Here is a 26,579-nt window from a genome sequence, read left to right as displayed (position 1 = left end):
AGAGAGACCCCGCTTCGGCGGGGTCTTTTGTTATGTGCGCTTTCGGGAGGCTATCCCCATCCGGGGCTTGATATGTGAATAAAAGGCGCGGATAAGTGATTTAAATTTCATTTGTGGAGATAGACATGCCCGTCATCCAACCCGTAGAGGCGCAGTTTGCCGCCTACAATGCCCACGACATCGACGCCTTCCTGGCCTGCTTCGCCGAGGATTTCAAAGGCTATCGCATGCCGACCGAGACCCCGAGCACAGTCGGCAAGGGGGCGCTTCGGAGCTTCTATGCCGAGCACAGATTCAACAACCCGGCCTTACGGGCCGAGCTGCTTTCCAGAACCCTGCTTGGCAACAAGGTGTTCGATCACGAGCTGATTTATGGTCTCTCCCCTGAGCCCATCGAGAGCGTGGCGGTGTTCGAGGTGAAGGACGGCCTTATCCAGACCGCCTGGTTCTATTTCCCCTCTTAAACCCGACACTGTATTTGCCATAGGGCCCCATCCGATTGCACGAGCTGAGATGAGGGGGTGGGCGGCGTTGCTAGCTAGAAAGCGCGCAGCAATCGGGCGGGGTTGCCGGCATAGGTGCCAGGTACAGTGATGTCCCGGGTCACCACGGCGCCAGCACCGATGACGGCTCCCTGGCAGATCCGTACAGGTAAAATGGTGGCGTTTGAACCGATGGACACCCCGTCCCCGATGTGGGTGTGGCCCCAACTGGCAGGGTCAGGGTCGGGGGTGCCGCTCTGAAAGAGGTCATTGGCAAACATGACGCCGTGGCCGATAAAACAGCGCTCACCTATGGTCACATGCTCACAGATAAAGCTGTGGGACTGGATGCGGGTTGCGCGCCCTATGGAGACGTTCGACTGTATCTCCACGAAGGGGCCGACAAAGACATCGTCAGCCAGGGTACAGCCGTAGAGATTGACAGGCTCAACCAGTTTCACCCCTTCACCGAAGCTGACATCTCGTATGCCGACAGCGAGTCGGGTTGGTTCACTCATATCCCCTCCTTCCCGTCGAGCGCCAGCACCATGCAGATCTCGCAGGCGTCGTGACCGGTACAGCCGAGGGGGCCAGGCAGGTGCTCGAAGCCCAGCGACTCGTAGAGGCTGGTAGCCTCGCGCAGATCGGCCGTGGTCTCCAGATAGCAGCGCCGATAGCCGAGCACTCGTGCCTCGGCCAGGGCCTGCAGCACCAGCCGCCGCCCCAGCCCCAGGCCGCGCAGGGCGGGCAGGAAGTACATCTTCTGCAGCTCGCACACTTCGTTTTCCGCCCCCGCCAGGGGGGCTATGCCGCCACCGCCGAGAATGGCGCCGTCCGGCCCCTCAATCACCCAATATCGGCTGTGCTCCCCCTGATAGGTCTCGTGGAGAAAGTCGAGATTGGGATCTGCCACCCCGTAGCCCTTGTCGGCGGTGAGGCCGTATTCGGCGGAGACGGCCCGGATCACGGCGGCGATGGCGGCATTGTCCTCGGGGGCTATGGGCCTGATGCGATAGCCTTGCTGGCGGCGGGCGCGGGAGAGGGCGCTGCGATAGAGGCGCATGCCGTCCCAGAGCCGCTCGCGCTCGGCGGGGGCGAGCTGGGCCAGGGTCTCGGCCATGGCCTCGTCCATCTGCCGGTGCAGCTCCTCAAGCTGTGCCTTGCCCTGTCCGGTGAGGCTAGCCTGCTTGCTACGCCCGTCCGAGGGGTGCGGCTGCCAGGTGATCAGCTCCCGCTCGGCGAGGCGGGCCAGGGGGCGGCTGGCATTGGACTTGTCGATGCGCAGCCGCTCGGCGAGCTGCTGATTGGTGGCGGGGCCATTCTCCAGCTCGATGAGCAGGTGGGCCTCCAGGGGGCTCAGGGCCAGGGAGCCGCACTGCTGGGAGAGCATGCCGAGTTCGCGTACCAGTTCCCGTGACAGGGCGCGCAGGGGGCGGGGATCCATCTTGTGAGTGTCCTTCTGGTTGTTACCTGCAACCAATATAGCCAACTGGTTGTTGGTGGCAACCATTTTTCAGGGGCAGAAGGCGGGCACAAAAAAGGGCCCGGGAGAGGGGCCCAAACATTGGAAACCCGCGCCAGGGCGCGGATCCCATCCTTGGTCAGGAACAAGCTGGCCGGGCAAAGGCGGCCCGGCCTGTGGGTGACTCGGGCTGGCGGCTTACACCAGCTCGGCCTGCATGGTGCCGGCCACGGCGCTGTCTCGGAGTGCGGCGCGGGTTATACCAATTCCGCCAGCATGGTGTCGGCATAGGGGACCAGGGCGTCGCCCTGTTTCACCTTGGCGAGGTAGTCCGGGTTGGCGATAAGGGGGCGGCCGATGGCGACGAGGTCGAAGCGGTCGGCGCGGATCGCCTCGGCGGCGCTCTCTGCCGTGTAGTTGCCGACCCCCACCAGGTGGCCGTCGTAGTGGGCGCGCAGGTAGTCGGAGGCGCGGCCATCCAGGTAGTCGAAGGTGAGGCTGTCATCGAAGATGCCGAGGTGCACATAGGCCAGGGCGCGCTGGTTCAGCTCCGCCAGCAGGTAATCGAACACGGCGCGATCCCGCGCATCCCCTTCCAGGTGCACATAGGCACCGGGGGAGAGACGCAGGCCCACCCGCTCGCTGCCGATGCGGGCGTTGATGGCATCCACCACCTCCAGGGCGAAGCGGCTCATGTTCTCCGGAGTCTGGCCGTACTGGTCGGTGCGCAGGTTGCTGGAGTGGTGCAGGAACTGATCGATGAGGTAGCCGTTGGCACCGTGGATCTCCACCCCGTCAAAGCCCGCCTCGATGGCGTTGGCGGCGGCCTGGGCGTAATCCTCGACCAGCTGGGCAATGTCGCTCTCGGTCAGGGCGCGGGGCACCTGATACACCAGCTCGCGCATGCGCGGCACAGTGCCCTCATGGGCGACCGCGGACGGTGCTAGCACCTCGCCCTGATGGAAGAAGGGGTGGGAGAGACGGCCCACGTGCCACAGCTGGGCGAAGATCTTGCCCCCCTTGGCGTGCACGGCGGCGGTAACCTGTTTCCAGCCGGCGATCTGCTCAGGGCTGTAGATGCCGGGGGTGCTGGGATAGCCCTGGCCGTCCGGGCGAATGATGGTGGCTTCGGAGATGATGAGGCCGATGTCGGCGCGGCGGCCATAGTAGGCTGCCATCTGTGCGGTCGGCACCAGTCCCGGGCCCGCCATGCAACGGGTGAGGGGAGCCATCATGAAGCGATTCGCGAGGGTGAGGGTGCCGTTGAGGCGGTAAGGTTGAAACAGGGTATCCATGCAGAGCGTCCTCGGGGGTGATTCTTGAATGGGCATTCAAGACGTTTTTTGGTTTGTACGCAAGCCTTTTTTGAGCAAGCATTCAACATGGATTGGTCTTGCCTGCCTGCTGGGGTAAACTTGCCGCCCTGTTCCCCGGTACGCCGGGCCCTTGCCAGCGGAGATCCCATGCGCAGTGCCGAATTTGATCGGGACCTTGTCCTGCGAAGCGCCATGGAGGCGTTTCGAGCCAGAGGCTATGCCAAGACCACCATGCAGGATCTGGTGGCGGCGACCGGGCTGCACCCGGGCAGTCTCTATGCCGCCTTTGGCAACAAGCGTGGGCTGCTGCTGGAGGCGGTCGATCACTATGTGCAGGAGAAGGGCGCCCTGCGCCGTCGCTGCTTCGATCAGCCGAGCCCGCTGGCCGGGCTGAAGGCCTACTTCACCCAGCTGGTGGACGATGCCCTGCAGGGCTCCTGCCTGCTGACCCGCACCCTGATGGAGCTGGCGGAGCAGGACGAAGAGCTGCACCTGCGCTTCAAGGTCATCTATGGCGAGCTGGAAAGCGACCTGGCGCAGCTGCTGCGTCAGGCCAGCGAGCGGGGGGAGCTGGCCCCCGGGGGGGACATCCCCACCCTGACCGCCTTCTTGCAGGTCAACATCCAGGGGCTGGTGACCTTCGCCCAGTGTCACCCAGACCGCGCCCTGCTGGGGGGCGTCGTCGACCAGCTGATGGCGGCCCTGACCCCTCGCCGCTGAATCCCGGCCCTCTGGGCCTATATTTGTCCCCGGTGCTTGCCCCTGCCTGCCCCCTCTTCCATCTTGATGGTGAGGATATCGGCAGGAGGAAAGAGAATGATCAGGAAGGCAACGTCTCGGACGATACTGGCGCACTTCACCACGCCACAGCTCTCCATCGCGCAGCGGTTCGCCGCTGGCAAGGCCCTGCGGGAACAGTTTCCTCGCGAGGCTCACTCCTGGCTGCCGCCCGCGCCCTATGACAGGGATCCCATCGCCGTGCTCAAGGCCCAGGCCACCACTCGCTTGAAGCAGCTGGTGCCAGTGCGCCATGCCAGGATGCAGGAGTCCCCCTTCGCCTTCCTGCGCGGGGGGGCCGCCATCATGGCGGGGGATCTCGTCGCCACCCCCCACTCCGGCCTCATGGTCCAGGCCTGTGGCGACATGCATGTCGCCAATATCGGCCTCTACGCGAGCGCCGAGCGCAACCTGGTGCTGGCCATCAACGACTTCGATGAGACCCACCTCGGCCCCTGGGAGTGGGATCTCAAGCGCCTGGCCGCCAGCGCCCTGGTGGCGGCCGAGTACCTGGGGGCCGACGCCGCCCGCCAGCGGGAGGCGGCCAGGATGATAGCGACCGGTTACCGCACCAAGCTGCGGGAATACGGCAAGATGGGCTTTATGAGGGTCTGGTACGATCACATCGAACAGGCCTCGGTGCTCGACGCCTTCTCCGTCGATGCCCATAGACGGGTCAAGGCCACCTTCGCCAAGGCCCGGGGTCGCAACCACCTGCAGGTGCTCGGCAAGATGACGGATCTGGTGGACGATCAGCACAGGATCCGCGAACTTCACCCCTTCGTCATTCGCGAGACCCACACCGAGGACGGGGAGCCCGTCTATGAGGTGCTCGGCGAGTTGCTGGAGGCCTATCTCGCCTCCCTGCCGGAGGACAGGCGTATCCTGCTGCGCCGCTACCGGGTCGTGGACGTGGCCCGCAAGGTGGTGGGGGTGGGCAGCGTGGGCACCCGCTGCTGGGTGATCCTGCTGACCGGCGCCGACGATGAGGATCCCCTCTTCCTGCAGGTCAAAGAGGCGCAACCCTCGGTGCTGGCCCCCTATTTCGCCTCGGAAGACGACAGCGGCAACCAGGGGCGGCGGGTGGTGCGGGGGCAGCGGATGATCCAGGGATCGCCGGACATCTTTCTCGGCTGGTGCGAGCTTCGGGGTCGCCACTTCTACGTGCGCCAGCTGCGGGACATGAAGGGGGGCATCGACATCACCCCTGGCATGGTCAAGCCCCGCCACTTCGTCGAGTATTGCCAGCTGTGCGGCTGGGCCCTGGCGCTGGCCCATGCCAAGTCGGGGGATGCGGCGCAGATCGCCGGCTACCTCGGCAAGTCGGAGGTGATGGATGAGGCCATCGCCGACTTTGCCGTGGCCTATGGTCAGCGCACCCGGGAAGATCACGCCCTGCTGCTGGCCGCCATCGCCCGCGGGGAGCTGCCGGTCGCCTCAGAGGCGAGGTGAGCGCTTCCCCTCACCCTGACCCTCTCCCGGAGGGAGAGGGAACCGATCGAGGAGCTGGTAGAGGCGAGGCTCGAAATGGGCTGTAGTGCCAAAGTGCTGGAATCTTGGAATCTTGGAATCTTGGAATCTTGGAATCTTGGAATCTTGGAATCTTGGAATCTTGGAATCTTGGGATCTTGGGATCTTGGGATCTTGGGATCTTGGGATCTTGGGATCTTGGGATCTTGGAGTCTTGGAGTCTTGGAGCTTTGAATCTTTCTTGTCTTGGCGTGTCGGTTGCCCCCGCTTTTCCACTGAGCGCCGATCCGCCCCCTTCTCCCCTTGCGGGAGAAGGGCTGGGGATGAGGGGGACGTGGGTCACTGCAATGACAATCTGATAAACGCCAGCACCCCATCCATCCGCCCCAGCACCTCGTTATTCCACACCCTGTTCACCCGAAACCCTTCGCCATTGAGATAGGCCGTTCTGGTCTCATCCTGTTGTTGACCTTCCGGCTGGCTATGTTGCGAGCCGTCGACCTCGATCACCAGCCGCTGTTCCAGGCAGATGAAGTCCACTATGTAGGGCCCGACAGGAAACTGGCGGCGGAACTTGAGCCCCTCAAACCAGCGATTGCGAAGCTGGAACCAGAGCCTCTGTTCGGCCAGGGTCGCTTCGGCTCTCAGCCGCTTGGCAAAGGAGTGGGTCTTCATGGTGCATATCCAGAGCTGTTTGACCCTATTAGATATAGTCATTATCCGGTGGCGTACGGGTGGGCGGGGAGCTTGTCCCTCACCCTGGCCCTCTCCCAGAGGGAGAGGGAACCGATCGGGGAATCCTTGAAAGTGAAGATCACAAGGGGCCTCTAGTGCCAACACATTGAAGCCCTGGCATTTTGGGTCTTTGTCGCTTTGTCGCTTTGTCGCGTTGTCGCCTTGTGCCTTGTCGCTTTGGCGTGTCGGCTGTCCCGATTCTTTCTATTTAACACCGATCTGCTCCCTTCTCCCCTTGTGGGAGAAGGGCTGGGGATGAGGGGGAGGAGCTGCCAGACGCCGCGGGCTCAAACCGGGCTCACCAACTCCTTCATCAGCTCTTTCAACCAGATCAACGCCGGCTGCTGCGCATGGACCGGGTGCCAGACGCAGTTGAGATGATAATCGGGCACGTCTTCGGGCAGGGGCAGGCTTTTCAGCGGCCAGTGGTTGGCGAGCAGCTCGGCCACCATGCTCGGCAGCACCAGCAGGTGGTCGCTCTGGCTGACGATGGCGGCGGCGGACATATAGCTCTGGCTGTTGACCGAGATGGTGCGGCTGTGCCCCAGGCTCTGCAAATAGCGGTCGAGGCTCGCCTCCGAGGTGCCGAGCGGCGAGTGGAACACATGGGGCATCTCGATAAGCTGATCGAGGGTGATGCGCTCCTCCTCCAGCTCCAGGGTGGCGCTCACCAGCCCGGCCAGGGGCTCGGTGAGCCAGGTCTCCTTGCCCAGATACCCCGGCACCTGCATGTATTCGTCAAAGCCCAGCACCAGGTCTATCTCGCCGCTCGCCAGCTCCGCCTCCGGCAATGTGTCGCGCAGTATGCGGATCTCGATGGTGACCCCGGGCGCCAGCCTCTTGAGGCGCTGGATGAGCGGCGGGATCAGCACGCACTCCACGTAGTCCGTGGTGCAGAGTACGAAGCGGCGTTTCGACTGGCGCGGCTCGAACAGCTCCTCCTCGCTGAGCTGCTGCTCCAGCAGCCGCAGCACCTGCTGCACCCCCAGATGCAGCCGCTGGGCCCGGGGCGTCGGCAGCATCCCCTGGGGCGTGCGCACCAGCAGCGGATCGTCAAAGAAGGCCCGCAGGCGATTGAGGGCATGGCTCATGGCGGGCTGGCTGATAAAGAGCGACTCGGCGGCGCGGGTCACGCTCCCTTGTGTCATCAGGGCGTCAAGGGCGAGCAGCAGATTGAGGTCGAGCTGGTGCAGTTTCATGGGGGGATTATTCGCCGTGTTTATGGGACAATCCATCCTATTCATTTGATGGATGGGCACGCAACTTCTTACACTGCGACCCACTGTTATTTTTCCAGGGTTCCCAGATGAATCGGGGGCCTCAATCCATGCAAGGAGCCTTGCGATGAGCATCAAGACCATCAACTCCATTCCGGCCGCCGACGGCTTCACCATGCCCGCCGAGTGGGCGCACCAGCAGGCCGTCTGGATGATCTGGCCGTTCCGCCCGGACAACTGGCGCGTCGCCGGTCGCTTCGCGCAAGAAACCTTCGCCAAGGTGGCGGATGCCATCGGCGGTGCCACCCCGGTCTTTATGGGGGTGCCGGCCCAGTTTATGGAGCAGGCCCGCGCCATCATGCCCGCCCACGTCACCCTGGTGGAGATGGCCAGCGATGACTGCTGGGCCCGCGACACAGGCCCGACCGTGGTCACCAACGCCGCCGGCGAGTGCCGTGGGGTGGATTGGGGCTTCAACGCCTGGGGCGGTCACAAGGGCGGTCTCTACTACCCCTGGGATCAGGATGAAAAGGTGGCGGCCCAGATGCTGGAGCAGCACGGCATGGATCGCTACGCCGCGCCGCTCATTCTGGAAGGGGGCTCCATCCACGTGGACGGTGAAGGCACCTGCATGACCACCGCCGAGTGCCTGCTGAACGAAAACCGCAACCCGCACCTGAGCAAAGCGCAGATCGAAGCGCACCTGCGCGACTACCTGGGGGTGAAGAGCTTTATCTGGCTGGACGAAGGCGTCTACATGGACGAGACCGACGGCCACATCGACAACATGTGCTGCTTCGTGCGCCCGGGTGAAGTGGCCCTGCACTGGACCGACGATGAGACTGATCCCCAGTACGCCCGCTCCCTGGCCGCCCTCAAGGTGCTGGAAGCGGCGGTGGACGCCAAGGGTCGCAAGCTGAAAATCTGGAAGCTGCCCCAGCCGGGCCCGCTGTTCTGCACCGAGGAGGAGTCCGCCGGCGTCGAGAGCGGCACCGGTGTGCCGCGCGAGGCAGAAGGCCGTCTGGCGGGTTCCTACGTGAACTTCCTTATCACCAACGATCGCATCGTCTACCCGCTGCTGGATGCTGCCACCGATGGCGAAGCCCAGCTCATTCTGGAAGAGATCTTCCCGGAGCACACAGTGGTCGGCGTCCCGGCCCGCGAGATCCTGCTGGGCGGTGGCAATATCCACTGCATTACCCAGCAGATCCCTTCCGGCCAGTAAGAACCGGATGACGATCCTGCTGCGAGACCGTGATCAAGGCTCATGTGCTGCTCGGAAGCCTCACGTATGTTTATACGCTTCGGTTCCTGTGCTGCTCTTCACCTTGCTGACGGCCTCTCGCGACGGGTCGTAAACCGGTTCCGGTGAGTATTCAAAACCCCACGCCGTGGGGTTTTATCTCTTGATGGTGTGATGGTCGCAGGCGCCGATGCGGCGATCATCATGACAAACAGTCACCCTTCTACAGGAGATCAACATGATCGAAGTGACCGAAGTTTCCATTGCCGAGCTGCGCGGTGCGCTCGAATCCGGCCGCACCACGGCGGTCGAACTGGTCGAGGCCTATCTGGCCCGGATCAAAGCCTATGACGGCCCCGAGACCGACACCCGCCTCAACGCCGTGGTGGTACCCAATCCCGATGCGCTGAAAGAAGCCGAGGCGTCCGATGCGCGCCGCGCCCGTGGCGAGACCCTGGGGCCGCTCGACGGCATCCCCTACACCGCCAAGGACAGTTATCTGGTCAAGGGGCTGACCGCCGCCTCCGGCAGCCCGGCCTTCAAGGATCTGGTGGCCCAGCGCGATGCCTTTACCGTGGAGCGGCTGCGCGCCGCCGGTGCCATCTGCCTTGGCAAGACCAATATGCCCCCCATGGCCAATGGCGGCATGCAGCGCGGCGTCTATGGCCGTGCCGAGAGCCCCTACAACGCGGAGTATCTCACCGCGCCCTTTGCCTCCGGCTCCTCCAACGGCGCCGGTACCGCCACCGCGGCCAGCTTCGCCGCCTTTGGTCTCGCCGAAGAGACCTGGTCGAGCGGCCGGGGCCCGGCTTCCAACAACGGCCTCTGCGCCTACACCCCGTCCCGTGGCGTCATCTCGGTGCGCGGCAACTGGCCCCTGACCCCGACCATGGATGTGGTGGTGCCTTATGCCCGCACCATGAGCGATCTCCTGGAAGTGCTGGACGTGGTGGTCGCCGACGATAGCGACACCCGTGGGGATCTCTGGCGCCTGCAGCCCTGGGTCAAGATCCCCAAGGCTTCCGACGTGCGTCCGGCTTCCTATCTGGATCTGGCTGCCAAGCCCGATGCCCTCAAGGGCAAGCGCCTCGGCGTGCCGCGCATGTTTATCAACAAGGATGAACTGGCCGGCACCAGCGAACACCCCGGTATCGGCGGCCCGACCGGTCAGCGCATCCATACCCGCGACTCCGTGATTGCCCTGTGGGAGCAGGCCCGTCAGGCGCTGGAAGCCGCGGGCGCCGAGGTTATCGAAGTGGACTTCCCCCTGGTCTCCAACTGCGAAGGGGACAGACCCGGCGCGCCGACCGTGTTCAATCGCGGCATAGTGTCACCTGAGTTTCTCAACGACGAGTTGTGGGAGCTCTCCGGCTGGGCGTTCGACGACTTCCTGCGTGCCAACGGCGATCCCAAGTTGAACAAGCTGGCCGATGTCGATGGCCCCCAGATCTTCCCCCACGATCCGGGCACCTTGCCGAACCGCGAAGGGGATCTGGCGGCGGGCATGGACGAGTACGTCAATATGGCCAAGCGCGGCCTGAAATCCTGGGACGAGATCGCATCGGTGCCGGACGGCCTGCGCGGTCTGGAGCAGACCCGCAAGCTGGACTTGGAGGACTGGATGGACGGGCTCAAGCTCGACGCCGTGCTGTTCCCGACCGTGGCCGACGTGGGCCCGGCCGATGCGGATGTGAATCCGGCCTCCGCCGATATCGCCTGGAGCAATGGCATCTGGGTCGCCAACGGCAACCTCGCCATTCGCCATCTCGGCGTGCCGACCGTCACCGTCCCCATGGGCATCATGGCCGATATCGGTATGCCGGTGGGGCTGACCTTCGCCGGTCGCGCCTATGACGACAGCAACCTGCTGCGCGTCGCCTCGGCCTTCGAGTCCACCGGCAGCAAGCGTATGGTGCCGCCACGGACGCCGCCATTGAGTGCCGTTAGGAATTAAAAATCACTATTTTTCTGGTGATAGCGAAAAAACCACCCTTTATGCGGGTGGTTTTTTATTTCCTGTGCTGAACGGCTCCGGTGTGGAGATTTTTATCATCCATTGTCGCATTGACTGCCCACTGCTAGATACTGCCACAGATGGTGAAACTCAGCGGATTCTGGAAGCCATCTTCCCTGAGCATGAGGTGTTCTGCGCACCAGCCTAGGAAATACCACAGAGTGAGTGGTCTGCTAGATAATTATGATGTGCTTGTATGTTAATTAATGTTGAGTTGTTGTTTACTGCATTATAGTGGTTGATATAGTTGCTAATATTTAGGCGTTTTAAGATGAATATTACAATAATCTGATGCGCCCGACAAATCAGGAAATAGAGTGGCATGGTTAATGTTCATTCTGTTCAGGTAACGCAATGAGTCCTTAATATCTTGTTCAGATACTGGGATGCTTATCTTCATGATCTCTATTATTTTCTCTCGTCCTGCAACTTTATGCTTACGAATCCAAGACTCTAGATCAAGATTGTTTGGACCTCTGGTAAATAAACCTCTTTGACTAACTAGCCTGCTATTTTCATCACTGAAAGGCCTAACTATTTTTACGGTTGGTTTTTTCCTGTTAATTAATGGGATAGCATCATCGCTCTCAATTATTTTATTTCTTGTACTTATTGCCGATTGTGCTAAAGCATAAACAGTTATATTCCTACTGCCCAATTCTATGGCTTTGCTCATGGCGAAAAAGAGAGCAACAAATGGAGATTCTGTCCAATCAAGCAAGGGGGTAGCTAAACCATGATGTTGGCCTAAAGCCCACCAGTCGTTCTCATCATTTAATATTGCTGGGTTAGGGCCGCGTCTTCCACGTGTTTCAAGTTTAAATCGGGCTAAGTGCTCATCTCTTTTTGTTGATGTCGGAATGTTAATTATGCGGTCTAGAGTCGGCTCTAATTTCCATGATGAAACTGCATGTCCTCTATAAACATAAGTTGTATAATCCAATAACTCCTGGTTAACAAAATCTGAAAAGTATTTCCATGAACTTAGTGCATATTCTTGCACTCCATCACTAAATTTTATTCTTTTCCATCTTGCGGGTCTTGCCATGAACTAGGATCTCAAATAGAAAATTATAAGGAAAATTATAATTGGTTGCTAATTAGTATACATATAGCTTAGCTTTGTCTGAAGCCTTTTCATAAGAAGATGTAAGTTTTTGAAACATCCTTTCTTATGGCTAGGTATTTTATGGATGCAGGAACACCTGCATTTCCCTGCTTTGGCAATCAGGATAAGGGCTGTAGGTTCGAATAGCGAAGCGTATTCGGACGATCGCGAATAGGAGGCCGCCGAGAAGCCGCTGACTCCAGGGTTTCCTGCCTGTCTTGCCATGACTCGGTACGCGGCGGTATGCGGACGATTACGCTGCGCTAATCGTCCCTACATCAAGGCGCTGATTGTATGTTTTGAGCCTTTACCGCTTTCAATTCCCAGCACCGCCAACCGCAATGTTTGTCGTGACTCGCTCCAGATTTCTCCTGACCTCCCCCCAGACTTCACCTTCTCTTCACACAACCTCATTCTTTCCTCACAAATCCCCCCTATCTTCTGTCCACTGATAAATGGGTCTGCTTGCCACAGGGTGGCGAGGGCTAAAAAGAGGGGAGCAAGACGATGAAATCCTGGATCAAATACGGGTTGGCAGGGGCCTTGATACTGGTGGCGAGCTTCTGGGGCGGCAGCGTGCGGGCAGCTGGGGCGTGGCCCACTCAAGGGGGCCCGTGCCCGCCCGTCTCCCTGTCACCGTTTTATCAACCGGCGGCCAATGGCTGAATGCGCCGGGCTGATCCGTCAACGGAAGCGAAACAGCTCCCGGTGCAGCGGGGTGGCCAGATGGGCATCCAGGCTTTGCGCCATGGGCTCGGGGCCGCAGAACCAGACGGGAGTATGTTGCTGAGCCCCGAGTGCGGTCAGGTCCAGTCGGCCGCGCTCGGACTCCAGGTGCAGTTGGTAGTCGACCCCGGCCCGGCGGCACAGCTCGGCCAGATGAACGTGATAGGGGGCGGCCTCGGCGGTGGGGGCGCATTGCAGCAAGGTGGTGCCGGGGCGTGTCTCGCCACTACGCACCAGGGCCTCCAGCCAGGCGACGAAGGGGGTGATGCCGATACCTGCGCCCACCCAGAGCGCGGGGGCCGGATCTGGCAGGGCGAAGGCACCATAGGGGCCGGTCACGATGACCGCATCGCCGACCCTGAGGTGGCGGTGCAGCCAGTTGGTGTGATCCCCGAGGGCGCGCACCGCCAGGGTCAGGGTGCGGCAGTCTGCCGAGACATCCACCAGGGTGTAGGGGTGAGGCTCGCCGCGCCCGGCGAAGTCGAAGAAGGCGAACTGCCCGGGGCGATAGCCTTGCAGGGGAGAGGCCAGGGCGACCCGGATCTCCAGGGTGCGTGCGTCCAGGGGGGTGAGGGTGCTCACCGCTCCCTGGTGGCGCGCGTCCCGGCCCACCCGGCCAAACAGGGAGTAGAGCGCCCCCAGGGCGCCCACCCCGCCGCCGATGAGCAGGGTCAGGCCGACCGGGGTCAGGGCGCCGATGCGCGGCAGCAGGCAGAGTCCGTGCAGCCAGCCCATCAGATAGATGACCGGTGCCAGCCGGTGGGCCACCCTGAAGCGCTCGTAGCGCACCACCGCAAGCAGGCTCACCACCACCAGGGCCAGCAGCAGATAGAAACCCCACTCCCCCAGGGTATTGCCGAGGCTGTGCCACAGGGCATCGTTGCCAGCACCAGCACCAGCACCAGCACCAGCACCAGCACCAGCACCGCGGCGCGCCGGTCGGGTCAGCCAGTCGGCGGTGACGGCCCACTTGGGGGCCTCCACCAGCAGCCAGTGGGCCATCAGGGTGCCGGTGGCCCAGAGGGCACTGCTGCGATGCAGGTGCAACATGCGATCCAGCCCGCCGCACCAGGCCTCTAGCCTCGGCAGGCGCAGGGCGAGCAGCAGAGAGAGTGTCATGGCGCCGAGGCCAAGCAGGCCGGTCAGGATCAGCAGCTCGTGGCGCCAGGGCCAGAAGCTGGCGGGCCACTGGGTGAGGCTTGCGAGCCAGAGCAGGGTGAGAGTCAGGGGCAGGGCCCAGACGAGGGATGCGGGTTTCATGATGTCCTCCTTGTCCATGCCTCCATTGCACGCCCCCTTTGTGGCAAGAGTGTGCCCCTTTACTACCTCTTTTGTAGCAGGTTGTGGCAAAGGGTCGCCGGGTCAGAGGAAGAGGGTTGAACAGGAGGGCGCAGGAAGGAGCACGGTCGAAGAACGGAAGCCAACCCTTCATCCGAACCAGGATAGTGAGAAAGCGGAGGGCCCGCATGGCCGAGCTCCCCGCAGGATCCCGGTATCAGGGCTTGCGCCCCTTGCCGCCCTTGTTGCCCGCGAGGGCCTGCTTTCTGGCCTTCTGCTTCTGTGCCCCCTTGCCGCTGCGGCGGGGCTCGGGGTCGAAGCGGGTGAGATCCGGCTCAAAGCCCGGGAACCACTGCTGTGGCAAGCGGGTGTCGAGCACGGCTTCGACCTTCTCCAGCAGGGGCGCATCTTCCGGGCTGAACAGGGTCACGGCGAGCCCCTTGTTGCCGGCGCGGCCGGTGCGACCTATGCGGTGGACGTAATCCTCAGGCTGATGGGGGAACTCCAGGTTGATCACATGGTTGAGCTCGCTGATATCGAGGCCGCGAGCCGCCACGTCGGTGGCGACCAGGGCCTGCAGGGTGCCGGCGCGAAACTCCAGCAACACCTTCTCCCGGGCGCTTTGCGACAGATCGCCGTGGAAGGCGAGCGCATTGATGCCCGCCTTGCCGAGCTGCTGGGCCAGCTTGTCCGCCCCCTGGCGGGTGCGGCTGAAGATCAGGGCCGGTGCCCAGCCCTTCACGGTCAGCATGTGTTCGACCAGCGCCAGCTTGCGATCCCCATCCACCGCATAGACCCGCTGCTCCACCTCGGCGGCCGTGGTGTTGCGTGGTGCCACCTCGATCAGTGCCGGGTCGCGCAAGAGCACTCGGCTCAAGGCAAAGAGGTTGTCGTCGCAGGTGGCCGAAAACAGCAGGGTCTGGCGATCCGCCGGTATCTGTCTGAGCAGGGCCTTTATCTCGTCCATAAAGCCCATGTCGAGCATGCGGTCCGCCTCGTCGAACACCAGATGGCCAAGGCTTTCAAGGCTCAGGGCCCCCTGGCGAAGGTGATCGAGCAAGCGGCCCGGGGTGGCGATGAGCAGATCCACCCCATCTTTCAGCGCCTCCACCTGGGCGGCAATGCTGACCCCGCCGTAGACCAGGGCGCTGGTGAGGCCTGTGCCCTGACCGTAGCGCGCCACACTCTCGGCGACCTGCACCGCCAGCTCGCGGGTTGGCACCAGCACCAGGGCACGGATGGGGCGCGGGGCATCGCTTGCTGGCTGCTGCATCAGTTGCTCCAGCAGCGGCAGCACGAAGGCGGCGGTCTTGCCGGTGCCGGTCTGGGCCCCCGCCATCAGGTCCCGCCCCGCGAGAATCAGGGGGATGGCGCTGGCCTGAATGGGGGTCGGCGCGGCATAACCCAGCTCGCGCAAGGTCTGTTGCAGGCGGGGGGAGAGGGCCAGTTCGGCAAAGGAGGCAATGGACATAGGGCACCAGTGTGGGGTTATCGCGGCCAGGGCCGTGACGGAAACAATGATAGTGGCCGGGATGGTAGCAGAAGCGCCCCCCGGAGCAGAAGGCGATTGCGGCTCCATGGGAAGGCGCCGCTGGCAGGGTCAGCCTGGCTCCCTGGATTTTGCCGGTTGGCCCTGCATCTCGAGGGGTCTGATGAGCCCGATGCTTTGCCCAGAGTAGAAGGCGATGTTGTGCTTGCCATGCTGCTTGACGTGGTAGAGCAGCGCATCGGCCAGATCGGTGGCCTCGGCGACCGTCAGGTAATCGCGGATGCGGATGATGCCCGCCGAGAAGGTGATGGGGGCGGGCAGTTCCGGGATCACCAGCTGTGATGCCAGCAGGCGGGCCACCGTCTGGTGCATGCTGGCCTCGTCGTTGAGCCCCTTGTAGAGGACGATGAACTCCTCGCCCCCCCAGCGAATGGCCTTGTCCCCCTTGCGCATATTGGTCGTCAGATGACGGGCGAAGGCGGCGAGGGCCAGATCTCCCACCCCGTGACCATGGGTATCGTTGATGGACTTGAAGTTGTCTATGTCCAGCAGCATCAGGTAGTCGTGCTCCTGCAGCAGGCCCTGATCCAGGATGTCCCGTCTCGGCAGCCGGGTCAGGTGATCGGTCAGTGCCAGGGTACGCAGGCGACTGTAGATGCCCCGACCCGTCAGCATCAACAGCAGCAGGGCGATCAGATAGAGCTTGAAGGCCGGGCCATAGAGCACGGCCCGGACGGCATCGCCGTAGCTGTATGACCACTTGAGAAAGAGGTCGTTGCCGGCCTTGGTCTGCATGAAGCGGGTATTCAGGCAGAGATGCAAGGGGCGGCAGGGTTCGACCTCCTCGAAAGAGATGACGGTGCGAGTCGGATTGAGCCCCTCGAAGGGGTGAAACACATCCTTGAAGGCCTCGTCGATGGCGATGTCTATGCCCGTCAGGCCATAGCGGTAGTCCGCTAAGGCGGAATCGTAGAAGACGAAGGGGAAGTAGAGGGTGATGTTCTTCAACCCGGTGAAGGTGTCGGTGTAGATGTCCGATACCCAGGCCTCATCCGTGCTGCAGGGCACATGGGTGGCTGCGAAGAAGGCACAGCCGAAATAGTGGGTCCAGGGCTCGATGTCATTGAGGTTGGTGTTGACCGGCTGCAACTGGTTCGGAAGCATCCGTTTGTCCGTCACCATGCCAAGCATGCGACGATCGTTATAGAGGGCGTAGAGGTTGAGGACCTCGGGGTAGGAGAGCACATATTGGTAGGCGGTGAGCATCTGGTTGGCGGGCGGCAGTATGGGGATGACCGCCAGGCGAGCCAGGGTGGCGAGATCATAGCCATAGGCATAGGCAGTCGCATCCCCGTTCTCGCTGAAGATGGGTGTCTTGATGCTGCTGTTGTCGATGAATCGGGCCAGTTTCTCTGGCGCCAGCACGCGGGCTCGCTGATAGAACACCTCGAACAGGTTCGGCTGTTTGGCGGTGATGAGCTGCATGTCGTGCCTGATGCTGAGGTAGGTGTAGTTGAACACCAGCCCCAGCCCCGCCAGCGCCAGGCAGAGGAGTGTGAATCGCATCAGCCACCTGCGGGGCAGGGTGCGCAACAGTGATCCCGCCATGCCATAACGCTCCCGGGTGGTGACAGAGGACTTTCTTGTAACTGATTTTGCCTGGCATCACCAGACCAAATTGGGGGGCCTGAACAACCAGTACACGAGAAATGAACCGCCAATATCAACAAGATAGACGGTCACACCCAGCCTTGGTGGCCGGGGGAGGCAAACTGGCGGGGATGGCGGCAATCAGAGGGCATGACGCCCTCTGTCGTACGGCGGCGCGGCGCCTTATCTTGTCTGGGACTTCGGCGAGTAGGGGCCATGGAGAATGCCGTTGGGCATAGCCGCTCAATCGGTGTGCGTTTGGCGGGTTGTGGCGAGGATTGAGGGGGGCTGGTTATCCTGATGGCGCTGGAACACCTCCTCCAGGGCCGCCACCAGGGCGCGCATCCGCCCCGTCTTCTGCACATCCGGGTGCAGCACCATCCAGATGTCGATGGGGTCGTGCTGGTCGGGCAGCAGGCGCACCAGGCCCGGGTCCTCCTCGGCGAGGAAGGTGGAGAGCAGGGCGATGCCGAGCCCCTGGCGGGCAGCCCCCATCAGCACCAGCTGGGCGTTGCTCTGCAGCACCACATTGGGCTCATGGAGGGGTTCGCCGCACAGGCTCAGCCAGTGGCGGGCTACCAGCTCCCTGGGAAAGAGCAGCAGGTCGTGCTGTTGCAGCGCCTGACCCGAGCGGGGCGTGCCGCGGCGGGCCAGGTAGTCGGGGGAGGCGTAGAGCCCCATCCTGATGGTGGCGAGCCGTTTGACCACCAGATCTCCCTGCTCGGGGCGCACGCTGCGAATGGCGAGGTCCGCCTCCTGATTGGGGATGTCGCTCACGCTGACCGCGGTCAGCAGCTTGAGGCGGATGCCGGGGTGGCGCTGGCGCAGCAGGCTGAAGGCCGGCAGCACGAAGCCCTGGGCCAGGGTGTCCGTGGTGGCGATGCAGATCTCCCCCTCCAGCTCCCCCAGGCTGGCCGCGCAATCCATGGCCAGGGCCGCCTGCGCCATGGCCTGTGCCTGGGGCAAGAGCGCCTCCCCCAGGGGGCTGAGCCGATAGTGCCTGGGGGTGCGGATAAACAGCTTGGCCCCCAGCTGCTGCTCGAAGAGGCCGACCCGTCGCCCGACGGTGGCCTGATCGACCCCGAGTTCGAGGCCGGCCCGGCGCAGGCTGCCCCGCCGTGCCAGGGCCAGAAAGAAGCGGGCGTCATCCCAGTTGATCATGCTTGCTCCTCCCTCAAGCAGGACGCCCGATTGGCGCCGGAGTATTAGATGCCAGAGGGGGCGGCAGCACAAGGGGCCGCCCGATCCCGCTCTCTGGGGCCACTCAAGGGATGGAGCGCAACTGCCAAGGTGATGCAAATTTGAATCGCCATGATGCAGAACTGCCGCAGCCCGGGGCGGGCGGGATCGCTATGATGACGCTCCCGATAGCGCTTCCCCTGTCTGTGATTGGAGTCTTGATGTCATCCCCCTGCGCCCCAACTGCTGCCCACGGCAGCAAGGTCGATGTTCGCCCCCGCCTGCTCGGGTTTCTGGCCCTGGCCCTGATGTCGGCCCTGCTCAACAGCAGCGTGCCCACCCCGCTCTATCCCCATTACCAGGCGGCGCTGGCCCTGAGCGATCTCGGCCTCAGTCTCATCTATGGCGGCTATGCGGGGGGCGTGCTGATCGCCCTGTTCGGGGTGGGCAACCTGGCGGGAAGGGTGGCGGATCTTCGCATCCTGATCCTGCCCGCCCTGCTGGCGGTAGCGGGGGGCGCCCTGCTCTTCTCCCTGGCCGACAGCTTCTGGTCCCTGTTGCTGGCGCGGGTCCTGGCCGGGATTGGCACGGGCAGCCTGACCGGCGCCGCCAACGTGGCGCTGCTGCGCTTTGGCCCCCAGGATGGCGGCAAGCGGGCGGCCCTGAGCGCCACCCTCTCCTTCACCGCCGGGCTGGCCCTCGGCCCCGTGTTCAGCGGCCTGGCGCTGCAACTGGACTGCTACGCGACCACCTTGCCCTTCCTGCTGATCCTGGGGATGGCGAGCTGCGCCATCGCGGGCCTGGTGCTGAGCTGGCCAAGAGGTGCCAGGACGACGGCGGCCGCCCCGAGCGGGCCGGGTGGGGGATCTCTGGGGGAGGGGCTCAGGGCCACGGGGGCCGGGTTCTTTCTCTGCGCCCTGGCGCTCTTCACCGCCTGGGCGGTGGCGGCCAGCCTGCTGGCCATCGGCCCCAAGGTGGTGAGCAAGTTGCTGGGCATGAGGGATCTGGGGCTGTTCGGCTATCTCGTCGCGGCCTATCTGGTCTTCTCCGGGCTTTGCCAGCTCTGGGCCCGTCGCCTCGATGCCCGCCATACCCTGCAAAGCGGCTGCCTGGCCCTGGCGCTTTGCGTGCTGCTGTTTGCCGGCGCCGTGCACGGGTTGCCGGGCTGGCTGGCGGGACTCGGGCTGCTGGTGGCGGGCTACGCCCAGGGGGCCGTGTTCGTGGGCAGCGCCACCCTGATCAATCGCATCGCCCCCCCGGCCAGCCACGCGCGGCTGCTCTCCCTCTTCTATGTGATCGCCTATGTGGCGAACTGGGTGCCCGCGCTGCTGGGCTGGGTGAGCGACGGTGCAGGCCTCCTGGCGGCGCTGGATCTGCTCTTCGTCGGCAGCACGCTGACCAGTCTTGGGCTGGCCTGGGCCCTGTCACGGCATCGCTTCGAGCCCGCCGCCTGACGAGGGCATCACCCATCGACCAGGACGACGCTGCCGGCATCCAGGTGGTGCATCCACTCCCGCAGGATCAGCAGGGCGGCGGCGAAACGGCGATCCTTTGGCAACTGGGCCGATGCCAGGGGATCCCCCTCCACCATGGCAACCAGCTGGCCAAACAGCCGCTCTATGTTCTCCCTACTCTGCACCCGGCTGCCGAGGGGCTCGGCCAGAGGCACGGGGCTTTGCAGGTGCAGCACGGGGTGGGGCGGGATCCGGGCCGCGAGGGGCATCAGCACATCCTCCACCACCATGATGGCCTGCTCCAGCTCGAGGGGCGTCGGCAGATCCTCCGCTACCAGGATGGCCTGCTCCAGCTCCAGGGCGCTCGGCGGGTCCCGGCGAAAGGGGCTCGGGGTCAGGGCAGCGAGCCCCAGTGCCAGCGAAAAGGTCTGGCTGGTGCCGTCCGCCCCGGTGATCTGCACCCGGCTCTGGGTCTCCCCCAGGCTCAGCAAGATGGTGTCGCGTTTCTCTACTGTCATGTGGTGCTCTCCTGCCTTCGAATGCCCATGGATACACCCGGCGGAGCACTCTGGCGAGTGCTTTCCCCCCATTCGGGCATCAGGGGTTGCAAAGGGGACATGAAATGGCATTCTGGACGTCTAGATTTCCGCTTCTCTGTCGCATCCCTCACAAGGAGTCCTGATATGGATATTCGTACCGCTCCCCGCGCCCTCGTGCTCGCCCTCTCTCTGGTGGGGGCTGGCGCCTTCGCCAGCGAGGCCCTGGTGTTCCAGACCGATTTCGGCCTCAAGGATGGCGCCGTCTCCGCCATGAAGGGGGTCGCCTTCGGGGTGGACCGCACCCTGCCGCTGCAGGATCTGACCCACGAGATCCCGGCCTACAACATCTGGGAGGCCTCCTACCGCCTCTATCAGACCCTCAACTACTGGCCCAAGGGCACCGTCTTCGTGAGCGTGGTGGATCCCGGTGTGGGCACGGATCGCAAGTCCGTGGTGCTCAAGACCAAGAGCGGCCACTACATCGTCAGCCCGGACAACGGCACCCTGACCCTGGTGGCGGAGCACTTCGGCATCGAGGCTGTGCGCCAGATCGACGAGAAGCGCAACCGCCTCAAGGGCTCCGAGAAGTCCTACACCTTCCACGGTCGCGACGTTTACGCCTACACGGGAGCTCGGCTCGCCTCCGGCGCCATCAGCTTCGAGCAGGTGGGGCCCAAACTGCCCGCCGAGGTGGTGACCATCCCCTACCAGCCGGCGGTGGCCGAGGCCGATGGCACCCTGAAGGGCACCATCCCCATTCTGGATGTGCAGTACGGCAACGTCTGGACCAACATCGACGACACCTTGCTGACCAGGGCGGGGATCCACAAGGGGGACAACGCCTGCATCAGGATAAGCGAAGGGGATGCGCTCAAATACGAGGGCAAGGCCCCCTACGTCAGCAGCTTTGGCGATGTGCCGGAAGGGCAGACGCTGGTCTACCTCAACAGCCTGCTGCAGGTGTCGGTGGCCCTGAACATGGAGAGCTTCGCTGCAAAACATCAGGTGCAATCCGGCGCCAACTGGCATATCAGTCTGAAAAAATGCGGCTAGAGGGAGGCCGCCAGCGGCTGTCATCCGTTACAAACGGGCATATCAGCTTGAAGAAGTGCGGCTAGACGCAGTCAGTCATGTCTCTATTCGGGGCGGTGGGACTCGTGTCCACCGCCCCTTGTTCTGGGCGGTGGCGCCTTGCCGGGCCAGACGGCTATCTCATCAGTTGTCATCTTCGTTTAATAAAGTGCCGCCATGCTGTGGCCGGACGCCGTGATGACGCAATGATTGCGCTGAGATAACAAGGAAAAGCCGATGAGCCGTTTTGACGAGAGAGACAGTGCCAACCACCCCCGTGAGCAGGAGCCGGAGTTCAACCGCCTGATCGAGGCCGGCCTCAGCCGCCGGGGCTTCCTCAAGGGGGTTGGCGCCGCCAGCATGGTGGCGTTTTTTGCCGCAAATCCGGTGGCCCGCGCCGTGGCCGCCGCCACCCAGCCGCTGCTCGGTTTCCAGGCCGTGCCCGCCTCGGTGGCCGACACCATAGTGGTGCCGCCCGGCTACAAGGCCGAGGTGCTGATCGCCTGGGGTGATGCCCTGTTCGCCGATGCCCCCGCCTTTGCCCAGAGCAATGATGCCAGGGCCCAGGCCCGCCAGTTCGGCGACAACAACGACGGCATGAGCTTCTTCCCCCTGGGCCCGGATCGCGCCCTGCTCGCCGTCAACAACGAATACACCAACTACGAGTACCTGTTTGCGGATGGCGGCAAGGCGCTCAGTGCCGAGGCCGTCGCCAAGGCCCAGGCGGCCCACGGGGTCTCCCTGGTGGAGCTGGTGCGAAAAGATGGCAAGTGGCAGGCCAACCCCAAGGGGGCCCTCAACCGCCGCATCACCGCCACCACCCCCATGACATTGAGCGGCCCGGCGGCGGGCCATGCCCTGCTCAAGACCCAGGCCGACCCCGAGGGGCGCACCGCCCTTGGCACCTTCAACAACTGCTCCAACGGCCAGACCCCTTGGGGCACCTACCTCACCTGCGAGGAGAACTTCAACGGCTACTTCGGCAGTGCGGGCAAGCCGGTGCTGGACCAGCGCGCCGCCCGCTATGGCCTGGCCGCCGAGGACGCGGGCTTTGGCTGGCACAGGTTCGACGAGCGCTTCGATCTCGCCAAACACCCCCTGGAGCCGAACCGCTTCGGCTGGGTGGTGGAAATCGATCCGCAGGATCCCGCCTCCACCCCGAAGAAGCGCACCGCCCTTGGCCGCTTCAAGCATGAGAACGCAGCCTTCACCGTCAACCAGGATGGCCGCGCCGTGGTCTACCTCGGCGATGACGAGCGGGGGGAGCACATCTATCGCTTCGTCTCGAAGAACAAGGTGGCGCCGGGCAACGATGCCGCCAACCGGGATCTGCTGGACGAGGGCACCCTCTATGTGGCCCGCTTCGAGGCCAGGGAGGGGGAGCTCAAGGGCACAGGCCAGTGGCTGCCCCTGGTGCACGGCCAGCACGGCCTGGCCCGGGAGAACGGCTTCGCCGATCAGGGGGAGGTGCTCATCTTCGCCCGGGAGGCGGCGACCCGGCTGGGTGCCACCACCATGGACAGGCCGGAGTGGGTGGCCGTGCATCCCCACAGGGCCGAGGTCTACTGCACCCTGACCAACAACAAGAACCGCGGCCTCAAGGAGAACCAGCCCCTGGACGGCGCCAACCCCAGGGCCGAGAACCCCTATGGCCAGATCATCCGCTGGCGCCCGGCCGCGGGCGATCACGGCAGTGACAGCTTCGAGTGGGATCTCTTCCTGCTGGCGGGCAACCCCGGCGTTCATAAAGAGGGCTTGATGGCGGGCAGTGCCAACATCCACCCGGACAACATGTTCAACAGCCCGGACGGCATCGGCTTCGACGAGGCGGGGCGGCTCTGGATCCAGACAGACGGCGACTACTCCAACGAGAAGCAGTTTGCCGGCATGGGCAACAACCAGATGCTGTGCGCGGATCCGGCTAGCGGCGAGGTGCGCCGCTTCCTGACCGGCCCGGTGGCCTGCGAGATCACGGGCCTCACCTTCAGCCCGGACTGGCGCACCCTGTTCGTCGGGGTACAGCACCCGGGGGAAGAGCTGGCCCCCTCCCACTTCCCGGACGGCGGCACCAGCATTCCCCGCTCCGCCGTGCTGCGCATCACCCGGGACGATGGCGGCATCATAGGGGCCTGAGTCGGCAGGCTTATAGCAGAGATAATGTTAGAAAAGAGAAAGCCGCCCTCGGGCGGCTTTTTCGATGGAGCAAGGCGAACTCAGAACTCGTTGGAGAGCGCCTTGTAGCCCTTGACCAGGTCGATGTTGGTGTGGGCCACGTCTTCGGAGAACTCGGTGGCATCCACGGTCACGCGGGGGATCTGGGCCAGATCGCTCTGCTGGTTGATGCGAGTGGTGGAGGGCACATAGAAGCCGGGGGGCAGATCGCAGCCGTCGATCACCGAGTTGTGGCGCACCACGGATCCTTCGCCGATGTGGCAGTTGAACAGCACGCTGTTGAAGCCGATGAAGACCCGGTTACCCACTTCGCAGGGGCCGTGCACTATGCTGCGGTGGGCGATGGAGCTGTATTCGCCTATGGTGACGGCGGCACCGGACTTGGAGTGGATCACCACGCCGTCCTGAATGTTGGAGTTGGCACCGATGACGATGGGCTCCATGTCGCCGCTCTCATCCACCTCGTCGGCACGGATCACGGCGTAGGGGCCGACAAACACATTCTCCTTGATGATCACCTTGCCGCAGATGATGGCGGTCTTGTCGATGTAGGCGGACTCGTCGATAACGGGAAGGTGACCGGAGGGATTCTTGCGGATCATGGCATGTCCTGTTGCTGATGAAATCGGGGAAAATGGCGGGACGCAGAGGCTCGCCGGAGAGTCAGCTTACGCCTCTGATCCGGGTGGGGGAACCCTTTACTGGTCTGACCCACTCTTGGTAAGGGCATTTGGCATGGTTGTTCTTTGACTCCCTTGTATGGGAGCATGGGGCCTGACAAACGGGCGTGTTCCTCGTCAGAAGGGGCGGCCTGACTGCGATGACGGAGACGATGACATGAAGAAGATGATGCTGCTCCTGGCGGCGTTCTTGCTGTGCGCCCAGGCCGCGCAGGCCAAGGGGCGGCCAGGTGAGTTTGACTACTACGCCCTGGCGCTCTCCTGGTCACCGGAGCACTGCGCCATCAAGCCGGCCGATCGAGAGCAGTGCAGCCGCCAGTTGGGCTTCGTGCTGCACGGACTCTGGCCCCAGTACCAGCGCGGCTATCCCGGCAGCTGTACCCGCGAGCGGCTGGATCCCGCCATGGAGCAGGCGTTTGCCGGTCTTTACCCCAGCCGCTTCCTCTATGGTCATGAGTGGGAGAAGCACGGCACCTGCTCAGGCCTGAGCCAGGAGGCATTCCATCAACTGGCCAGCGATCTGCGCCAGAAGGTGCGGATCCCGGCCGCCTACCAATCTCCGGTCGAACCGCTGCGCAAGAGTGCCTTCCAGCTCAAGGCGGATCTGGCCGCTGCCAACCACTGGCTTGCCCCCGATACCATCACGGTGGCCTGCGCCGATGGCGGGCGTTTCCTGCGGGAGATCTACATCTGCATCAACAAGGAAGGGGCGGATGCCGTCCCCTGCTCGGACGAGATGCAAAAGCGGGAGCGTCGCTCCTGCGGCCAGCCGGACTTCCTGCTGCGCAGCGTGCGCTGACCCTCGTTATCTTCATCAGGCCTCTTGCGGGCCTGATGTGCAACTGCAGTCATCGGAAAGGAGCTCTGCAATGACCGACGTGAAACAGTTTTCGGCACGGGAGCGCAGCCTGCTGCTCGGGGTGAAAGGGGTTGGCCCCACCGTCATCGGGCGGCTCGAACAGCTGGGCTACCACAGCCTGAGGGAGCTGGCCGAGGCGGATAGCGGCCACATAGTCCGGCTGGTGGCCAGCATGTTGGGCGCGACCTGCTGGCAGAACAGCCCGCAGGCCAGAGGGGCCATAGACGGTGCCATAGCGCTGGCGCGCAGTCAGATGGTGGCCTCCGCCGCAGAAGGAGAGGGCGGCGCATGAGCCTGTTTGCCGATCTGGGGATGCGCTACCCCATCATCCAGGCGCCCATGGCCGGGGTGCAGAACGCTGAGCTGGCCATGGCGGTGACGGGGGCGGGTGCCCTGGGATCCTTGCCGGCGGCCATGCTTGGCACGGCCGAGCTGCGCAAGGCGCTGGAACAGCTGGCGGCCAGTGGCCCTGGCCCCTTCAACATCAACTTCTTCTGCCATCGACAGAGTGAGCCTGATCCGGCCGAGGAGCACCGCTGGCGAGAGGCGCTGGCGCCCTACTATGCCGAGTTCGGGGTGGATGCCCGAGCCGTGACGACGGCGCCCGGCCGTGCCCCCTTCAATGCGGAGCATGCCGCTCTGCTTGGCGAGTTCAGACCCGCCGTGGTCAGCTTTCACTTCGGCCTGCCGGCGCCCGGGTTGCTGGCCCGGGTGAAGGCCACGGGGGCAAGCGTCTTTGCCAGCGCCACCACGGTGGCGGAAGCGCAGTGGCTGGCGCACCATGGCGCCGATGCCATTATAGCCCAGGGGCTGGAGGCGGGAGGGCATCGCGGCCACTTCCTGAGTCAGGATCTCGGTCTGCAACAGGGCACCTTCACGCTGTTGCCACAGATAGTGGCGGCTGTGGATCTGCCTGTCATCGCCGCCGGGGGCATAGTCGATGGCAAGGGGATCAGGGCCGCCCTGGCGCTGGGGGCCAGCGCAGTCCAGATGGGAACCGCATTCCTCTGTTGTCACGAGGCGACGACCTCGTCCCTGCACCGTGCGGCGCTGCAGGGGGCCCATGGCAGGCACACCGCACTGACCAATCTGTTCAGCGGCCGTCCGGCGCGGGGGATAGTGAATCGTTTGATGCGGGAGCTTGGCCCTCTCTCGGCGCTGCCTCCTGACTTCCCCCATGCCAGCGGCGCATTGGCCCCGTTGCGCGCCGCTGCTGAAAAGGTCGGTGACAGCGGCTTCTCGCCGCTCTGGGCCGGACAGAATGTCTCGGGTTGCCGCTCCCTGGCCGCCGCCGAGCTGATCGCAGCCTGGGCCGCCGAAGCCGATCTGGCCTGATGGCCTCTCTTCTGCAGCTTTCCTTTATATAGATGTCCCTACAGGCACCGGCTTCTGGCCTGGATGGCGTCGAGATCCTGCCGGGTTGGGGGGGGGAGCATCAATCAGAGCCCTTTTTAACGACCGCCTGTGAATAAGTGTGTGCAAAAGCTGTGTTTTGATATGAATAACTAATAAGTGGCCTTTTTTTGCAATTTTATTGCAGTCAGTGCTTGCCAATGTGATCAATGTCTCTATAATGCGCCACATCGACAGGGCAAGCGGCAACGCAGAAAGCCAAGTCGATAACCTCGAAAAGCCTTTGAAAATAAGGCTTGACTCGA

Annotated in this window: 24 protein-coding genes and 1 pseudogene; 13 read left to right on the top strand and 12 right to left on the bottom strand. The window is 63.5% G+C overall.

The window, feature by feature from the left end; genetic code table 11:
• The first annotated feature begins 125 nt into the window (after positions 1–125).
• The gene (locus tag AC3WR3_RS19245) at positions 126–464 is read left to right on the top strand and encodes a nuclear transport factor 2 family protein (protein ID WP_492292995.1); all 339 of its coding nucleotides are present in this window, start codon (positions 126–128) and stop codon (positions 462–464) included.
• A gap of 74 nt (positions 465–538) precedes the next feature.
• Here the strand turns inward: AC3WR3_RS19245 and AC3WR3_RS19240 are convergent, their stop codons facing one another.
• The 3 genes from AC3WR3_RS19240 to AC3WR3_RS19230 all read right to left on the bottom strand — a co-directional run bounded on the left by AC3WR3_RS19240 (position 539) and on the right by AC3WR3_RS19230 (position 3,239).
• Positions 539–1,000: an acyltransferase gene (locus AC3WR3_RS19240; RefSeq protein WP_492292993.1), complete on the bottom strand. Its 462-nt coding sequence runs from the start codon at positions 998–1,000 to the stop codon at positions 539–541.
• On the bottom strand, positions 997–1,926 hold the full coding sequence (locus AC3WR3_RS19235; RefSeq protein ID WP_492292991.1) for a GNAT family N-acetyltransferase: 930 nt from the start codon (positions 1,924–1,926) through the stop codon (positions 997–999). The genes AC3WR3_RS19240 and AC3WR3_RS19235 overlap by 4 nt, the downstream gene beginning before the upstream one ends.
• 275 nt (positions 1,927–2,201) lie before the next feature.
• The gene (locus tag AC3WR3_RS19230) at positions 2,202–3,239 is read right to left on the bottom strand and encodes an alkene reductase (protein WP_492292989.1); all 1,038 of its coding nucleotides are present in this window, start codon (positions 3,237–3,239) and stop codon (positions 2,202–2,204) included.
• A gap of 168 nt (positions 3,240–3,407) precedes the next feature.
• On the opposite strand from AC3WR3_RS19230, the gene AC3WR3_RS19225 reads away from it, so the two are divergent.
• Positions 3,408–3,980 (top strand): TetR/AcrR family transcriptional regulator, encoded by a 573-nt coding sequence (locus AC3WR3_RS19225; protein WP_319914269.1) that lies wholly within the window; start codon positions 3,408–3,410, stop codon positions 3,978–3,980.
• Positions 3,981–4,076: 96 nt separating this feature from the next.
• Positions 4,077–5,489 carry a DUF2252 domain-containing protein gene (locus AC3WR3_RS19220; RefSeq protein WP_492292987.1) on the top strand — a complete coding sequence of 471 codons (1,413 nt, stop codon included), beginning with the start codon at positions 4,077–4,079 and terminating at the stop codon, positions 5,487–5,489.
• Positions 5,490–5,846: 357 nt separating this feature from the next.
• Here AC3WR3_RS19220 and AC3WR3_RS19215 read toward each other — a convergent pair whose 3' ends face one another.
• Positions 5,847–6,182, bottom strand: coding sequence for an endonuclease domain-containing protein (locus AC3WR3_RS19215; RefSeq protein WP_492292985.1), 336 nt, complete (start codon positions 6,180–6,182; stop codon positions 5,847–5,849).
• A 347-nt stretch (positions 6,183–6,529) separates the two neighbouring features.
• Positions 6,530–7,441 carry a LysR family transcriptional regulator gene (locus AC3WR3_RS19210; protein ID WP_492292983.1) on the bottom strand — a complete coding sequence of 304 codons (912 nt, stop codon included), beginning with the start codon at positions 7,439–7,441 and terminating at the stop codon, positions 6,530–6,532.
• Between the two features lie 145 nt (positions 7,442–7,586).
• Here AC3WR3_RS19210 and aguA point away from each other — a divergent pair, with 145 nt between their 5' ends.
• The 3 genes from aguA to AC3WR3_RS19195 all read left to right on the top strand — a co-directional run bounded on the left by aguA (position 7,587) and on the right by AC3WR3_RS19195 (position 10,864).
• Positions 7,587–8,684, top strand: a complete 1,098-nt coding sequence (gene aguA, locus AC3WR3_RS19205) for an agmatine deiminase (protein WP_492292981.1) — start codon at positions 7,587–7,589, stop codon at positions 8,682–8,684.
• Between the two features lie 256 nt (positions 8,685–8,940).
• A complete protein-coding gene (locus AC3WR3_RS19200) occupies positions 8,941–10,656 on the top strand; it encodes an amidase (protein WP_492292979.1) in 1,716 nt (571 codons plus the stop codon).
• Positions 10,640–10,864: a hypothetical protein gene (locus tag AC3WR3_RS19195; RefSeq protein WP_492292977.1), complete on the top strand. Its 225-nt coding sequence runs from the start codon at positions 10,640–10,642 to the stop codon at positions 10,862–10,864. Before AC3WR3_RS19200 ends, AC3WR3_RS19195 begins: the two co-directional genes overlap by 17 nt.
• 102 nt (positions 10,865–10,966) lie before the next feature.
• On the opposite strand, the gene AC3WR3_RS19190 is transcribed toward AC3WR3_RS19195, so the two are convergent.
• Entirely contained in the window at positions 10,967–11,764 is a 798-nt protein-coding gene (locus tag AC3WR3_RS19190; protein ID WP_492292975.1) for an FRG domain-containing protein, read from the bottom strand.
• 567 nt (positions 11,765–12,331) lie between these two features.
• Here AC3WR3_RS19190 and AC3WR3_RS19185 point away from each other — a divergent pair.
• Positions 12,332–12,415, top strand: a pseudogene (locus AC3WR3_RS19185) (subclass B2 metallo-beta-lactamase); the annotation flags it as partial.
• A gap of 93 nt (positions 12,416–12,508) precedes the next feature.
• Here AC3WR3_RS19185 and AC3WR3_RS19180 read toward each other — a convergent pair.
• From AC3WR3_RS19180 to AC3WR3_RS19165, 4 genes are all read right to left on the bottom strand, one after another.
• Positions 12,509–13,828, bottom strand: coding sequence for a ferric reductase-like transmembrane domain-containing protein (locus tag AC3WR3_RS19180; RefSeq protein ID WP_492292973.1), 1,320 nt, complete (start codon positions 13,826–13,828; stop codon positions 12,509–12,511).
• A gap of 217 nt (positions 13,829–14,045) precedes the next feature.
• The gene (locus tag AC3WR3_RS19175) at positions 14,046–15,299 is read right to left on the bottom strand and encodes a DEAD/DEAH box helicase (RefSeq protein ID WP_342059037.1); all 1,254 of its coding nucleotides are present in this window, start codon (positions 15,297–15,299) and stop codon (positions 14,046–14,048) included.
• Between the two features lie 129 nt (positions 15,300–15,428).
• Positions 15,429–16,883, bottom strand: a complete 1,455-nt coding sequence (locus AC3WR3_RS19170; protein ID WP_492292971.1) for a GGDEF domain-containing protein — start codon at positions 16,881–16,883, stop codon at positions 15,429–15,431.
• Positions 16,884–17,210: 327 nt separating this feature from the next.
• Complete coding sequence (locus AC3WR3_RS19165; protein WP_492292969.1) at positions 17,211–18,128, bottom strand: LysR family transcriptional regulator; 918 nt, start codon at positions 18,126–18,128, stop codon at positions 17,211–17,213.
• A 236-nt stretch (positions 18,129–18,364) separates the two neighbouring features.
• Here AC3WR3_RS19165 and AC3WR3_RS19160 point away from each other — a divergent pair, with 236 nt between their 5' ends.
• A complete protein-coding gene (locus tag AC3WR3_RS19160; protein WP_492292967.1) occupies positions 18,365–19,600 on the top strand; it encodes an MFS transporter in 1,236 nt (411 codons plus the stop codon).
• 8 nt (positions 19,601–19,608) lie between these two features.
• Here AC3WR3_RS19160 and AC3WR3_RS19155 read toward each other — a convergent pair whose 3' ends face one another.
• A complete protein-coding gene (locus AC3WR3_RS19155) occupies positions 19,609–20,118 on the bottom strand; it encodes a hypothetical protein (RefSeq protein WP_492292965.1) in 510 nt (169 codons plus the stop codon).
• A gap of 165 nt (positions 20,119–20,283) precedes the next feature.
• On the opposite strand from AC3WR3_RS19155, the gene AC3WR3_RS19150 reads away from it, so the two are divergent.
• On the top strand, positions 20,284–21,192 hold the full coding sequence (locus AC3WR3_RS19150) for an SAM hydrolase/SAM-dependent halogenase family protein (RefSeq protein ID WP_492292963.1): 909 nt from the start codon (positions 20,284–20,286) through the stop codon (positions 21,190–21,192).
• 255 nt (positions 21,193–21,447) lie between these two features.
• Positions 21,448–23,343, top strand: a complete 1,896-nt coding sequence (locus tag AC3WR3_RS19145) for a PhoX family protein (RefSeq protein WP_492292961.1) — start codon at positions 21,448–21,450, stop codon at positions 23,341–23,343.
• A gap of 80 nt (positions 23,344–23,423) precedes the next feature.
• Here AC3WR3_RS19145 and AC3WR3_RS19140 read toward each other — a convergent pair whose 3' ends face one another.
• The gene (locus tag AC3WR3_RS19140) at positions 23,424–23,984 is read right to left on the bottom strand and encodes a gamma carbonic anhydrase family protein (RefSeq protein ID WP_106884870.1); all 561 of its coding nucleotides are present in this window, start codon (positions 23,982–23,984) and stop codon (positions 23,424–23,426) included.
• A 235-nt stretch (positions 23,985–24,219) separates the two neighbouring features.
• On the opposite strand from AC3WR3_RS19140, the gene AC3WR3_RS19135 reads away from it, so the two are divergent.
• From AC3WR3_RS19135 to AC3WR3_RS19125, 3 genes are all read left to right on the top strand, one after another.
• A complete protein-coding gene (locus tag AC3WR3_RS19135) occupies positions 24,220–24,861 on the top strand; it encodes a ribonuclease T2 family protein (protein WP_492292958.1) in 642 nt (213 codons plus the stop codon).
• Between the two features lie 70 nt (positions 24,862–24,931).
• The gene (locus AC3WR3_RS19130; RefSeq protein WP_492292956.1) at positions 24,932–25,213 is read left to right on the top strand and encodes a helix-hairpin-helix domain-containing protein; all 282 of its coding nucleotides are present in this window, start codon (positions 24,932–24,934) and stop codon (positions 25,211–25,213) included.
• Positions 25,210–26,256 (top strand): NAD(P)H-dependent flavin oxidoreductase, encoded by a 1,047-nt coding sequence (locus tag AC3WR3_RS19125; protein WP_492292954.1) that lies wholly within the window; start codon positions 25,210–25,212, stop codon positions 26,254–26,256. Before AC3WR3_RS19130 ends, AC3WR3_RS19125 begins: the two co-directional genes overlap by 4 nt.
• Positions 26,257–26,579 lie beyond the last annotated feature (323 nt).

It is taken from the genome of Aeromonas sp. EU05-FHT14A05, from assembly GCF_058791175.1.
Note: the sequence above shows the minus strand (reverse complement) of the source record. Positions and strands in the feature narration are given on the sequence as shown.